This is a genomic window from Methylophaga sp. UBA3603, from assembly GCF_002375335.1.
Lineage (GTDB): Bacteria > Pseudomonadota > Gammaproteobacteria > Nitrosococcales > Methylophagaceae > Methylophaga.
This window is the reverse complement of sequence record NZ_DFMC01000010.1, coordinates 53,054-67,637: the sequence shown is the minus strand read 5'-3', so window position 1 is coordinate 67,637 and position 14,584 is coordinate 53,054. Positions and strand designations below refer to the sequence as shown.

General features: G+C 46.2%; 10 protein-coding genes. 9 read left to right on the top strand and 1 reads right to left on the bottom strand.

From position 1 onward, the window contains the following. The first annotated feature begins 28 nt into the window (after nt 1-28). Entirely contained in the window at nt 29-1,213 is a 1,185-nt protein-coding gene (locus tag B4F66_RS11090) for a sensor histidine kinase (RefSeq protein WP_292353954.1), read from the top strand. A 58-nt stretch (nt 1,214-1,271) separates the two neighbouring features. On the opposite strand, the gene B4F66_RS11085 is transcribed toward B4F66_RS11090, so the two are convergent. After that, a complete protein-coding gene (locus B4F66_RS11085; protein WP_292353956.1) occupies nt 1,272-1,958 on the bottom strand; it encodes a VIT1/CCC1 transporter family protein in 687 nt (228 codons plus the stop codon). A 221-nt stretch (nt 1,959-2,179) separates the two neighbouring features. Between B4F66_RS11085 and B4F66_RS11080 the strand changes: the two genes are divergently transcribed. The 8 genes from B4F66_RS11080 to recD all read left to right on the top strand — a co-directional run bounded on the left by B4F66_RS11080 (nt 2,180) and on the right by recD (nt 14,582). Then, nucleotides 2,180-2,878 carry a class I SAM-dependent methyltransferase gene (locus tag B4F66_RS11080; protein WP_292411558.1) on the top strand — a complete coding sequence of 233 codons (699 nt, stop codon included), beginning with the start codon at nt 2,180-2,182 and terminating at the stop codon, nt 2,876-2,878. After that, on the top strand, nt 2,872-3,657 hold the full coding sequence (locus B4F66_RS11075; RefSeq protein WP_292353960.1) for a lipopolysaccharide kinase InaA family protein: 786 nt from the start codon (nt 2,872-2,874) through the stop codon (nt 3,655-3,657). The genes B4F66_RS11080 and B4F66_RS11075 overlap by 7 nt, the downstream gene beginning before the upstream one ends. A gap of 291 nt (nt 3,658-3,948) precedes the next feature. After that, nucleotides 3,949-4,749: a class D beta-lactamase gene (blaOXA, locus tag B4F66_RS11070; protein ID WP_292353962.1), complete on the top strand. Its 801-nt coding sequence runs from the start codon at nt 3,949-3,951 to the stop codon at nt 4,747-4,749. A gap of 71 nt (nt 4,750-4,820) precedes the next feature. Then, nucleotides 4,821-5,423 carry an HD domain-containing protein gene (locus tag B4F66_RS11065; protein ID WP_292411556.1) on the top strand — a complete coding sequence of 201 codons (603 nt, stop codon included), beginning with the start codon at nt 4,821-4,823 and terminating at the stop codon, nt 5,421-5,423. A gap of 65 nt (nt 5,424-5,488) precedes the next feature. After that, the gene (locus B4F66_RS11060; RefSeq protein WP_526022915.1) at nt 5,489-6,076 is read left to right on the top strand and encodes a DUF2238 domain-containing protein; all 588 of its coding nucleotides are present in this window, start codon (nt 5,489-5,491) and stop codon (nt 6,074-6,076) included. A gap of 90 nt (nt 6,077-6,166) precedes the next feature. After that, nucleotides 6,167-9,370 carry an exodeoxyribonuclease V subunit gamma gene (gene recC, locus B4F66_RS11055; RefSeq protein ID WP_292353968.1) on the top strand — a complete coding sequence of 1,068 codons (3,204 nt, stop codon included), beginning with the start codon at nt 6,167-6,169 and terminating at the stop codon, nt 9,368-9,370. Continuing rightward, nucleotides 9,367-12,843 (top strand): exodeoxyribonuclease V subunit beta, encoded by a 3,477-nt coding sequence (gene recB, locus B4F66_RS11050; RefSeq protein ID WP_292353970.1) that lies wholly within the window; start codon nt 9,367-9,369, stop codon nt 12,841-12,843. Before recC ends, recB begins: the two co-directional genes overlap by 4 nt. Further along, complete coding sequence (recD, locus tag B4F66_RS11045) at nt 12,840-14,582, top strand: exodeoxyribonuclease V subunit alpha (RefSeq protein ID WP_292353972.1); 1,743 nt, start codon at nt 12,840-12,842, stop codon at nt 14,580-14,582. Before recB ends, recD begins: the two co-directional genes overlap by 4 nt. The last annotated feature ends 2 nt before the right edge of the window (nt 14,583-14,584 follow it).

Here is a 14,584-nt window from a genome sequence, read left to right as displayed (position 1 = left end):
CACTAGTTTTTTGTTTGCAGGAGGGGTGTTGCTCATCAAATCACAACTGGAGGCAAGAGTTTTCGGTGACATGGTTGCTGAGCAGTTGCGGGTGCTAACGGCGCAACTGGATGATGGCAGTTATCATGAAAATGCATTATTCACCGGCTGGGAATTTCTTATTGGTGATAAAAACACCAATATTGCCCCAGAGTTCGCTGAGTTGGAGCCAGGCTCTCATCACACGGTCTCAATGGGGGATTCGGTTTATCAGGTTGAAGTGGGCGAATGGAATGGGAGCCCTGTTTATTTGACCTACGATATTACCGAGTGGGAAGCACAGGAACATGCTGTATTACGTATGCTTCTCTATGGACTCTTTCTGGTATTGATCATGGCGATTGTCATGGGTTTGAGTGCTACACGGGCAATATTAGCACCGGTGCAGAATCTGTCGCGACGACTCATAGGTATTGAGCCGGGACAAACCGGTTTACGTATTGCTGATGATTATGTCGGCACGGAGATCGGTCAGATTGCTTCCTCGTTTGACAAATATCAGGAACGTTTAGAGAAATTTGTCGAAAGGGAGCGATCTTTTACTGCAGCGGCAAGTCACGAGCTACGCACGCCGCTGACCGTGATGATGGGCGCACTGGATGTACTCTCGGCCGATACGCATAGCCCTGCGTCGCAGCGAGCATTGGAACGTATAAACCGAGCCTGTACAGAAATGCTTGCCTTCATCGAAGCGACGCTTCTTTTATCGCGCGAAGAAAGCAGCCAGATCAATCAGGACAGCTCCATCGACCTCGCGGCCCTGGTAGAGCAATGTGTGGAAGATTATGCCGACCAGATCGCTGAAAATTCATTGCTGATAGAACGTGATTACGTTGGCACGCCGCAATTATTTCTACCCGTTAATCTGGTGCAGATAACCGTTAGCAATCTGCTGCGAAATGCTATTGAGCATACTCAGGGAGGAATCATACGGATTCAGATTAGCGACAATGAATTTTCGATCAGCGACACGGGTGAAGGTATCCCAGCCGACAAGCTAAATCAGGTGTTTGAACGGAGTTACAGTACCAAGGTTGGTGGGACAGGACTGGGATTGAATCTTGTTAGAAGAATTTGTGATCGACTGCACTGGACGATGACATTAGATAGCACGCTCGGTCACGGAACAATAGTTAAAGTGATTTTCCAGCAAAAAGATAAGCAAAACCCCTAATCCTTTTTAAGGAGATTATCGGCAAGCTAGTGCAGAAAAACCCCCATAAGAGAGGGGCTTACACTCCGAATAAACGACCAACCAAAGCCGTCAGTCCCATTGCCAACGCCCCCCAAAACACTACACGTGATACGGCTTTTGCAACGGATGCTCCACCAATCAACGCTGATATTGCACCTAGGACCGCTAATGCTATTAGAGCGCAGATGGAAACACTTACTGTCAATTGATTATTTGAAACTAAAAGCACCACTACCAATGGCAACAAAGCTCCAACCGTAAAGGTGGCAGCAGATGATAATGCGGCTTGTACTGGACGAGCGGTAAATTCCTTAGAAATTCCCAGTTCATCTCGGGCATGAGCAGCCAAAGCATCCTTATCCATCAGCTGTTTTGCTACTTGTTGGGCTAAAGACCTATCCAGACCGCGTTGAATGTAAATTGCAGTCAATTCTTCATGCTCATGAAGTGGATCAGTTGCTAACTCCATGCGTTCACGCTCAATATCGGCTTTTTCGGTATCAGCCTGAGAACTAACAGAGACATACTCTCCTGCGGCCATAGACATGGCACCGGCAACCAGGCCTGCTACGCCAGTCATAAAGATGATCTCCGTTGAAGCACCTGCCGCCGCCACACCAACAATAAGGCTTGCTGTAGAAACAATGCCATCATTTGCCCCCATTACTGCGGCACGAAGCCAACCAACATGTTGCGTTTTATGAGATTCAGTATGTTTTATCATTAAGGATCTTCCGATGTTGATTGTTTATATGCATCTGTTTGAAAAGCAGATATATGCGGCAGACTTTTACTGTTTTATAAACATAAACTTATTTTTAATAAGGTGCATGGAAAACACTTTCATAGTATTCATGATTTTGATCCGATAGTCGTCCAATAAACTTAAGTTTCCCTTAAGCATGAAGACCGACAATGCCACTTCCTTTCCTTATCAGAGTGAGCATGTCATATATGTCAAACCTGGATACCACTCAACTTGAATTTTCAGAAAAATATAACGAACTTCATGCCAAAGCCTACTTTTATAAGCATGCAGATGGTTTAGCAAGAAAATTGTCAAACTGGCGAGATCAACAGATCGCCAGAAAAGCCTTAAAAATTGCGGGTGATCCGCTGAGTGTGCTTGATGTCCCTTGTGGCACTGGACGCTTTTGGAAGGTACTGACTGAAAACCCTGAAAGAATAGTCTACGCCAGCGACAATAGTCAGAAGATGATTGATATTGGGTTGCAATATCGTGAAAAACATCTCTCAAAGAAAATACATACATTTAAAGCGTCTGCTTTTTCGTTACCAGTTAGTGACGGTTATGTAGATAATATTTTCTGCATCCGTTTGTTACATCATATTGGTCAATCTGAAGACCGTCTTAAGCTGTTAAAAGAATTTCACCGCGTCACCAAATCAACAGTGATTGTCTCGTTGTGGGTGGATGGCAATGTGAAAGCCTGGAAACGTAAAAAACTCGAATCCAACAGAACTAAACGACCATATCAAAACCGCTTTGTCATTCCCCAGCATATTATTGAAAAAGAATTTCAGGAAGCTGGTTTTCGTATAAAAAACCATCTGGATTTCCTGCCGAAATATGCGATGTGGCGGACTTATATTCTCGAAAAAGATGAGAATATGTCATGCTGAAAAGCATCAATCAAAGCAGTTTATTAGGCTCTGCTGCAAACAATAGCAGCGATACTTTCGATGTGCTTTGGCGTAACAATGCACCATGGTTTGAAGCTCCCAATATTCGTCGCGGAGGCTGGAGTGGCGTTGTGAAATGTGTAGTTGATAGCTTGGGTAAACCCGAAAAAGTCTTTATCAAGCGCCAAGAAAACCACATGACAAGAACACTGAAGCATCCAATTAAAGGTATTCCAACCTTTCTGCGCGAATACCATAATATTCAATCACTGCATGCCAAAAGAATCCCAACGCTGGATGTTTTATATTTTGGTGTCAGGTCGTCCAAAGCTATTTTGGTTACAAAAGCTTTAGAAGGATACGCAAGCCTTGATGAAATTGACTTTCAGACGCTTAATGGACGGGAGAGGAAAGCGCTAATTATTCGTATTGCCGAATTGATTCATCATCTACACCGATTTCATTACCAACATAATTGTCTCTATCCAAAACATATTATGGTTAGGTATCAAGACAATGAATGGGATGTAAAACTTATCGATCTTGAGAAGTTAAAATATCGATTATTTAAAAAAAATGCGGTCATTCATGATCTGACAACCTTTATCCGACATCTAAATGGGCTTTGGACGGCTAGAGATATCGTGGTTTTTTTTCAAGCTTATTTCGGTCAACAAAAAATTTCGTTAACGTCTAAAAAAATAATTCATCAGATGTGCAAAAAAATTCAACAGAAAGCGAATTCCAGGAAACAGTTTCAATCAGTATTTATGCCTTGATTCAGTTACAAAAGCAGATCTAGCCAGGCTAATGAATTAAGGCCATTAGATTAAGATATCTCGATATAAGAAAGGCTCTAGCTAAGAACAATTTATCCAGATAAAAAGGGTCATGAAGCAGGTTAAAGCTGATGACATCAATCAGAATCTTGTCTAGGATATGGCCATGTTTGCCTCTCAGGTATATCTGTCCCCCCCTGGCGAAATGGCAACGCTTAATTATCAAATTACATTACTTTAATACAAGGCGCTTTGGCGCCTTTTTTATATTGAAACGTCAACGGAGTGTTTATGAAGATCCCTGTGGTTAGCTTGCTTGGTTTTATTCTTCTAGGGTGTAGCAATGCATTTGCTCAATTGAATAGTGAAGAGCGACCTGACTGGCAGACAATTTTTGATAACTATGCTGCGCAAGGCACAATTGTGGTGCTGGATGAGCGTAAAGACAACGCCAAATTGATGGTATTTAATGAACCGAGATCCAAGCAACGTCTGCCACCTGCATCAACCTTCAAGGTACCGCATGCGTTGTTTGCTCTGGATGCTGGCGTGGTAAAGGATGAGTTTCAGGTGTTTCCATGGGATGGGGTTGAACGTAGTTTCGCAATACATAATCAGGATCAGGACTTGCGTTCTTCCATGCGTAATTCTGCCGTGTGGGTATACGAACTGTTTGGTCAACAAATCGGTGAGGAGAGAGCACGGCAATATTTGAACAAAATTGACTATGGCAATGCCGATCCATCAGGAGACACCAGTACCTACTGGATAGATGGTAATTTGCGAATTACCGCTCAGGAGCAGGTTCAGTTTCTGAAAAAACTCTATTTAAATGAGTTGCCGTTTGACGAAGCGGATCAGCGTTTAGTCAAAGATATTATGATTGTCAAAGCCGGAAAAGAGTGGATACTCCGGGCCAAAAGCGGATGGGAAGGACAAATCGGCTGGTGGGTAGGCTGGGTTGAATGGTCGAATGGACCAGTATTTTTTGCGTTGAACATTGATACCCCAAACCGGCTTGAAGACTTGCATAAACGCGAAGCGATCACTCGCCAGGTACTGCAGTCAATCAATGCATTACCCAAAAATTAACTGCAGCGATAGTGATGAATGAGTCTTTTAATGAACAATGATTGCTCTTGTGAGAGCGGCCCGGAAACATAATGTTGTCTGAGAATAAAACCACTGCAAACCTCAATTCCATCACCGATTTTTTCCTTGAATTGGATGCCCTGAAGCATGTTCAGCGACAGAGTTATATCAGCGTTGGGGAACGACGTGAAAACTCTGCGGAGCATTCATGGCATTTGGCGATGGCTTGTTGGTCCATCGCTAATCATTTCAAGCTTCAACTCAATATGGAAACATTATTAAAGTTGGCGCTCGTCCATGATTTGGGTGAAATTGATGCGGGCGATACGTTTCTATATGCCAAGGATCGTAGTGCAGCTCACCATGCTGAACGCTCTTGTCTGCAACGGTTAAGCGATCATCCGGGAAACAGTATTAACGATCTTAGCGATTTATGGGAAGAGCAGGAGTTGGGTGACAGCAGGGAGGCGATGTTACTTAAGGTTGTTGACCGATTACTGCCATTTTTATTGAATATCAATAATGATGGCAGACCGTGGAAAGAGCACAGTGTGAGAAAGTCGCAGGTCGCAGGAGCACATGCTTTCATTGAAGAGTTGTTTCCGGAGATTCATCAGTGGATAACCGACAATATCGAACGGGCAGTGGCAAAAGGCTGGTTAGTGAATGACTGAGCAAGCATAATGCCGTTGAGTTGGTTGATATTAAACGGATAACGATATGGTGAGAGGACTGACCTATTAAAATACTTTGGATAGTAGTGTTTGTGAGCACACTGGTTTGGTCAGGTATTGAGCCAAAAGACCAGTTAACGTGGTTTCTTGAGGTATTGCCAGCGCTAATCGGTGGTGCCGTTTTGTTATTCACGTATCAGCAATTTCGATTAACGCCGTTGCTATACCTGCTCATATTGCTACATTGCATCGTGTTGATGGTTGGTGGCCACTATACCTACGCCGAAGTCCCCTTATTTGATAATTTGCTGGGCTTTGAGCGAAATAATTATGACAAGGTTGGCCACTTCTTTCAGGGCTTTGTGCCGGCATTACTGGCAAGAGAAATATTAAAGCGAAAACATGTCGTCAATGGCGAAGTTTGGCTGGTAGTGTTTATTTTATCGATTTGTCTGGCTTTCAGCGCTTTTTATGAACTTATTGAGTGGTGGGTTGCTTTACTAAGCAATGAAGCAGCCGAAGCATTTTTAGGGACACAAGGCTATATATGGGACACCCAGTCAGATATGGCAATGGCTCTCATTGGTGCCATCGTGGCGCTGGTATTCCTTTCAGGTATGCATAATCGCCAATTGAGCAAATTACCATCCTGATTAAACTGGACCCGAAAGGATGCAGTGTAATGAATATTCGAGCATTAAAAATGATGATGGACATACCAGCTTGGTCAGGAAAAAACTAATATGCTGAAAGTGATCTACAGCAATTCGATGTCGCAGCTGGCTGCACATCTGGCGGAAACCCAGCAACAGAATCCTTTGCCACCTCTGCAGGCTGAAACTGTGATGGTGCAGAGTAATGAGCTGGCGCGCTGGCTTAATTTATTCCTGGCCTCAAACCAATCGATTGCTGCACATATTGAATTTCCGTTTCCATCTGCCTGGTTGTGGAAGTTATTTCGCCAGGTCTGGCCGGATATTCCCCGCGAATCGCCGTATTCAACCGATGCGATGAGCCTGAAAATCTTCGAATTGCTGCCAACGATCAAAAACCAGCCGGAATTTGAGGCGATCAGTCGTTATCTTGGCGAAGCAGATGATGCTCGAAAAATGCTGGATTTGTCACAACGCATTGCTGACAGTTTTGACCAGTATCTGATGTATCGTCCTGACTGGATTGCCAATTGGGAAGCGGGTAAAACAACTAACTGGCAAGGTGCTTTATGGCAGTTGTTAACCAGGGATGATCCTGAGCCGATGCACCGGGCGCGTTTACTGCAGAAGATGCAACAGGCGCTTAAAAGCAGACAGTTTCCAACTTCAATATTACCAACGCGTATTGCCATTTTCGGGCTGACAGCGATGCCACCCATCTATCTGGATTTGCTGGCAGAAATTGCTCAACTCACCGAGGTTTCAATTTACTTTCTGTCTCCCAGTGAAGGTTATTGGGGTGATCTGCTGAATCAGAAGTCACAGGCTAAACAACGACTTTTGTTTGATGATGAAGATGACTTCACCGATAACGGCCATCCTTTACTGGCCAGTCTGGGCAAACTTGGCCAGACATTTTTTGAGCAGCTACAGGCGATTCCTCATGAAGCGGAGATGCTGTACCTGCAACCCCAGGCTACTGACATCCTGAGCCAGCTTAAGCAGGATATCTATCAGCTGGATAATGCAGATGAGCTGGTGGCCGTGGCCAGTGATGACGATTCCGTCCAGATCCATAGTTGCCACAGCGCCATGCGTGAAGCCGAAGTATTACATGATCAATTATTAAACTTGTTTGAAAAACACCCCGATTTATCGCCCACCGATGTGGTGGTGATGACACCGGATATCGAAGTGTATGCTCCGGCGATAGAAGCCGTTTTCAGTAGCCAGCCTGCTGAACGGTTCATTCCCTTCAGTATCGCTAATAGGGGGGATGCACAACAGCAGACCATTATTGAGACATTTACCGATTTACTCGGGCTGCCCCAATCCCGGTTTGATGCTGAGACCATTATGCGGCTTTTGGAATGTACGGCCATCCAGCGTCAGTTCAGACTGGACCATACAGATCTGGATACCATTCGTGGCTGGTTACGCCAAACCCAGATCCGCTGGGGACTGGATGGCAAGGACAAGCAGGCATTGGGTTTACCTGCGTTGGATGCCAATACCTGGCGAGCTGGATTGGACAGATTATTGCTGGGATATGCCTTACCACCGGCGGAACGCGATCAATGGCAGTTATTTAATGCGCAGTTACCAGTCGGTGGTATATCCGGTGATCGTGCCCAATTAATGGCGCAACTCCATGCGTTTATTGATCAACTCAGCCAATTACGTAATGAATTAAAGCGGCCGAGAACGCCGTCTGACTGGCAAATATTGCTTATGGACTGGCTGCGTAAATTGTTTTCGGTGCGAGAAGAAAACGAGCAACTGCAACTGGATGCGATTTTGAAAGCGATAGATTCGCTGACCGAAGCGGCAGTGCTAGTTGGTTTTGAACAAAAAATATCGATTGAGCTGTTGCGCGACTGGCTGGACCTGCATATTGAACTGCCCAGTGCCGAGCATCAGTTTATGGGCCGCGGCCTGACTTTCTGCGATATGGTGCCGATGCGTAGCATTCCCTTTGATGTGGTCTGCCTGATAGGCATGAATGACAACAGCTATCCGCGTCGCCAGCCCAAACCCGGATTTGACTTGCTTTCCAGCGATTATCGGCGGGGTGACCGCTCACGTCGGGATGATGATCGTTATCTATTTCTGGAAGCAATTCTCTCAGCGAATCGGCATCTTTATATCAGCTATGTGGGGGCCAGTATTCATGATAACTCGCCGATCCCACCGTCGGTGCTGGTCAGTGATTTTGCCGATGTGCTTAACAGGCGCTTTCAGACCGTTGACGGCACTGATATCTGGGAGCAGTTACTTACACGACATCCCTTACAGGCGTTTAGTCCACGCTATTTTTCGGGGCAGGGTGAAACATTATTCAGTTTTAATACTGAAGCCTGTCCACCAGTACAAAAACTGTCTGAAGCAACAAACTGGTTTGCCGGACCACTGCCTGAAGCTGATGAAAGCTGGCGCTTTGTCAGTCTGCATCAACTGATCAGCTTTTTCAGTCATCCGGCAAGATTTCTGGCCCAGCAGCGACTGGGTATCAACTTTGAAAATGATGATGCGACGCTGGAAATTCGTGAACCATTTGTTTTAAATGGACTGGAAGCCTGGTCTGTCCGGCAACAAATGCTGGAGGGCAGATTAAACGCACTGGATAAAGCGCAGATCCAACCAGTGATACAGGCGACAGGGGTATTACCACAAGGACATTTTGCCGATTTGTTATTTGATCAGCAGATGGAAACGGTCGATGCCTTTACTGATAAATTACAACCGTTAACCAGCTCTCAGCCAATGCAACCATTGGCCTTTGAATTTGATCTTGGTGACTTCACCTTGACCGGCCAGCTTGAGGGACTTTCAACATCCGGGCTGTTGCATTACCGGCTGGCAAAAATGAAAGCCAAGGATCTGTTAGGTTTGTGGTGTTCGCATTTGGTGTTGAATTGTGTCAGCCCTGAAGGTGTGGCCTTACAAAGCCAATTACAATGTGAAGACAACTATCTGCAACTGAACCCTGTGAACGAGCCGGAACAATTGCTGGCCGATTTATTAGCGATTTACTGGCAAGGTTTACATCAACCGATTTCACTATTGCCACAAACCAGCATGGCTTATGCTTTAGCAGAATTGAATGCCGGAAAAGCCGATCCGGAGAAAGAAGCGTATAAAGCCTGGCAATCCTCAAGATTTCACCAGGGTGAAGAGTCTGATCCCTATCATCAATTACTGTTCAACGAATTACCGTTGAATGATCAATTCCGCGACCTGGCGCTGCGAGTGTATGAGCCTTTATGGGATGCGCTGCAGGGAGACAAGCTATGAAACAGTTTGATCTGCTGCAAACACCACTTCACGATGTCAATCTGATTGAGGCCAGTGCCGGCACCGGCAAAACCTTTACTCTGGCCGGCTTGTATCTGCGTTTGATTCTCGAACATCAGCTCAATGTCGATCAGATTCTGGTGGTCACCTATACCCGAGCTGCAACACAGGAGTTGCGGGATCGTCTGCGGAAAAAACTCAGTGATGAACGCAAGCTGATTCTGAATGAACAGCCACACCGCAACGAAGATTTGAAACGACTGGATCTGGCGATTCAGAGTTTTGACGAAGCGGCGATTTACACCATTCACAGTTTCTGTCAGCAGGTGCTGAAAGACTTTGCCTTTGAGTCTGGCAGCCCGTTTGAAATGGATTTGATTGGTGATGACCGTGAGTTATTACTCTCCGTCACCGATGACTTCTGGCGACAAAATGTGGTGCAGGCGGATAGCGATTTCAGTGCCTATTTACTGGCCAGAAAACAAACTCCGGAAAGCCTGCTGCAATCGATCCGTAATCTGGTGGCGAAACCCTATCTGCAGATTCAGTCGTTACCGGAAGTTGACGCAGAGGCGATCACCGAAGCATTGAATAATGCCTTCTCACATGCCAGCCAATGCTGGCAAAAAGAGTCTGAACAGATTACTGCCTTTCTGCACAGTGGTGGTCTGAGCAAAACCAGTTACAAACCTGAGAAAGTTGAAAGACTGCTGGTTCTGCTACAACTTGTTTTCAATGAACAATCCTGTCCGTTAGCCTGGGATGAACTGCTGGAGTTGGCCACGCTGGAAAAAGCCGAGGCCAGTTTGAAAAAAGGCACGGCGTTACCAGAGCTGAGATTCTGGTCAGCCATGGATACGTTAAAACAGCGTTATCAGGATTTGCACAATGTTCGAGCATTGCAATTACAGCAATTACGCCTGCAATTGCTGAGCTATATCCGGGAACAACTGCCACAACAGAAAATCCAGCAGCAGGTGCAGTCCTACGATGATCTGCTAATCAATCTTGCTCAGGCACTGCAAGGTCCGCAAGGTGAGTGGCTCATTACACGATTGCGTGAACAGTTCAGGGCTGCCTTGATTGATGAGTTTCAGGATACCGATCCGGTGCAGTACGATAACTTCCGGCGGGTTTTTGCTGACAGTGGCCTGCCGGTGTTTTTTGTCGGCGATCCCAAACAGGCGATCTACAGTTTCCGTGGCGCCGATATTTTCACCTACCTCAAAGCGAAACAGGATGCAGATGAAACCTATACCTTAGGTAAAAACTGGCGCTCACATATTTCATTGGTCGGCGCAGTTAATCGCCTGTTTATGCAAACCGCTACGCCGTTTATTTATGAGCAAATCCCGTTTGTTGAAGTGGATGCTTCGCGTGATCAAAAGCCGGCTTTGCAAGTCGATGAAGGTGAACAGGCGGCCTTGCAGTTCTGTTTTGTGGAAAGCGACAAACCGTTAAACATTGACCCGATGAAAAGCACGGCAGTCGAAGTGACTACTAACGAAATTGCCCGCTTACTGAATCTCGCTGCCGACAATAAAGCTCGATTGCTGGATGAAGACAGTCAACAGACAAGACCGCTTACAGGTGGCGATATTGCCGTATTAGTGCCCAGCCATGCTCAGGCCGAATTGATTCAGCAGGCATTACGGCGTCGAGGCATTAACAGTGTGCAGCAGGGTAGGGAAAATGTGTTTGCTTCCCGGCAGGCTGCCGATCTGTCCTGCTTAATGCTGGCATTGGCACAGCCCGATCATCATCAACGACTCAGCACAGTATTGGCAGGTCCATTATTTCAGTACTCTGCGGAAGATCTGTATGCGATTCAGCAGGATGAATTACGTTGGAATGCATTAATGGATCAGCTGCAATTGTTACAGCAACGCTGGCAGCAATCGGGTTTTATGGCGATGTTCCGGTCATTGTTGCAGCTGGATAATGGTCTGCAACGGTTACTTGAACAGGCGGATGGCGAACGGCAGTTAACCAACTTTCTGCATCTTGCCGAATTAATCCAGGCTGAATCCGCCCGGCAGAATAATCATATTGAAGCAGTGAATCAGTGGTTTGCCAGACAGCAGGAAGCCAGTGCGACAGAAGACGAAACAGCACAGTTGCGACTGGAAAGTGATGCGGCGCTAGTCAAAATCATGACCATTCATTCGAGTAAAGGGCTGGAATATCCGATTGTATTCTGTCCATTTAACTGGACGGCAAAATTCAATCGAACCAAGACGGATATCGTTGAATTTCATGATCCACAAAATCAGCATCAACCCAGTGTTGCATTGGCCGAACCGCTTTTATCCAAAGCGCAGTTAGTGGCAGAACAGGAGCAACAGGCTGAATCATTACGTCTGTTGTATGTAGCGTTAACCCGTGCCAGAGAACGCTGTGTAATTGTCTGGGGCAATGTCAGAGATGTGCAGAAATCCGCTCTCTACCAACTTTTGCATGGTGAAAGTTCAGAAGACATGCATGAAGATTTACAACGTCTGGCATCCAGCAGTGCTGGCAGTATTGCTGTGATCCAGTATCAGCCCCAGCCAGCCGTTATATATCAGTCTGCTCAATCAGACACGGCAATTTATCAGGCTCGTCGCTTTAAAGGCGAAATCCATAAACCTTGGCGGATTGGCAGTTTTTCGTTGTTAAGTCGAGGCCATGTCTCAGAACAACCCGATTACGACGCTGAACCGGTGACGGTAGAAACCGAGATGGTCTTACAACGGAGCAGCAAAGATCGATTTGGCTTTGAACGGGGGCGTCAGGCCGGTAATTTCCTGCACAAATGTCTGGAAAATATTGAATTTGATTCAGCTGATAACAGCCAAATCAGCCAAACGGTATCGCGTTTACGGCCACAGTTTGGTCTGGATTTAAACTGGACTGAAGTGGTTACTGACTGGTTGCAGGCGGTGTTGCAGACACCATTGAATGCTGACAATGGTGTGCGATTATCTGATTTACCGGCAAGTCAGCGGATTAATGAAATGGCGTTTTATTTTCCGGTGGCCGGTTTGAATGTGGCCGGCTTAAAAAATGCGTTGCAGCAGACGGCCAAAGATTCTATCTGGCAGAAACTGGCAGCCGATCTGCACTTTCACGAACTCACCGGCTTTATGAAAGGCTTTATCGATCTGGTATTTGAATATGAGGGCCGTTTTTATGTGGCCGACTATAAATCCAATCACTTGGGGTCAGAACAGTCACAGTATCAAGGTGAAGCCTTGCAGAATGCGATGCTCAGTCATGGGTATCCGTTGCAATATCTGATTTACAGTCTGGCGTTACATCGACATCTGCAACAACGTTTACCGGATTATAATCCGGAACAGCATTTTGGTGGCGTTTACTACCTGTTTTTACGTGGCATGCAGCCGGAGTGGTCACAAACCGGTGTGTTTTTTGATCGGCTGGACAGGACATTACTGGAAGCAGTGGATCAGCTTATGGCAGGTGTTCAATGAATGCCTTAAAACTACTGCGAGAAGCGGGATTTTCCGAGCTGGCTTATCAGTTTGCAGCCTATATTAGCCGTCAGCAACAGAATGAAGAGCCAATCGTTACCCTGACGGCTGGACTACTAAGCGAAACCATTAGTGAAGGGCATGTGTGCCTGAATCTGAATGACTTCCAATCACTTAATCCGGTTATTCAGAGCGCGATTCCTGAAGCCTCACTGTGGTTGGAGCTTCTGCAAAACAGTGAGGTTATCGGTGCTCCTGGCGAATTTAAACCTTTAGTACTGACATCCGATGGCTTGTTATATCTATATCGCTACTGGCAGTCAGAACAACAGGTAGCAATTGCCATACAAAGGCGATTGAAGGACGGGGACACCCTGCCAGCAGCAGAAAATCTGTCGACATTTATGGTGGAGTGGCAAAATAATCTGCCCGATACCGACTGGCAGAAAGTTGCGGTATTAAGTGCGTTACGCCGACAGTTGTGTGTGATTTCAGGTGGTCCAGGCACCGGGAAAACCACGGTGGTGTTAAAAATTCTGCAATGTCTGCAATTAAACGACGATAAACCACGGGTAGCTTTGGCGGCCCCGACAGGAAAAGCTGCGGCTAGACTGCAACAAGCAATCAGTCAGCATACTGGTGAGCAATATGTTGCTAAAACGCTGCATCGCTTACTGGGCATCAGTGCACGTTTTGATCAGGGGCGCTATTCAGCAGAGCGTCCATTGCCGGTTGATATGCTGATTGTTGATGAAGCGTCGATGATTGATATCAATCTGATGGCAATTACACTGAAAGCCTTACCATTGCACGCAAGGTTGATTTTATTGGGCGACAGTGATCAATTAGCCTCAGTGGAATCCGGCGCAGTACTCGCTAACTTATGTGCCGACACACCGGATTTTTCGGCTGATTTCCGATCCTGGGTGAAACAGATCAGCGAAATAGAGCTACCGGTTTCGAGAGATGACAATCCCTTGCAGGATTCGCTGGTCAAATTAAAGCACAGCTATCGTTTTGCAGCGGGAGGGCAGGTCGGTCAACTGGCTCAGGCAGTCAATAGAGGAGATGCTGAACAGGTAACGGATTTATTGGTAAATCAATCCTTATCCGCCTTAACTGTGCCCTCAACAGAGAATATCCAGGCCCAGTTACTCAACGGATATCAGCATTTTATTGAGACTATCGAAAAACGGGCAGATGCGGTGAGTTGTATTCAGGCATTTGAAGCGTATCGGATGCTTTGTGCGGTGAAAAATGGAGCGCAATCGGTGTATTCGGTGAATCAACTGATGAGCCAGCTTCTGGCAAAACGTGGCTGGAGAACAGCGCAGCCATATTATCCGGGGCGGCCAGTGATGATTACGCAGAATCATTATCGGCAGAATCTGTTTAATGGTGATATTGGTTTGGTTTTGCCGACTGCCGAAGGGGAACTGCAGGCCTGTTTTCTATTCGGTGAGGAGTTACGCTGGTTGCCATTAAGCCGTTTACCGGCCCATGAAACAGTGTTTGCGATGACGGTACATAAAAGCCAGGGATCAGAGTTTGACCACGTCTCACTGTTATTACCCCAGGAAGATTCGGTCGTGTTAAGTCGGGAGCTGGTTTATACCGCGCTTACCAGAGCAAGGCAAAACGTGAATATCCTGTCGACACAGCCTGTTTTGCAGCAGGCAGTATTACGTCGACATCAAAGGGAAAGCGGATTGGCGCGGTTACTCGCCAATATCCGCTAGAC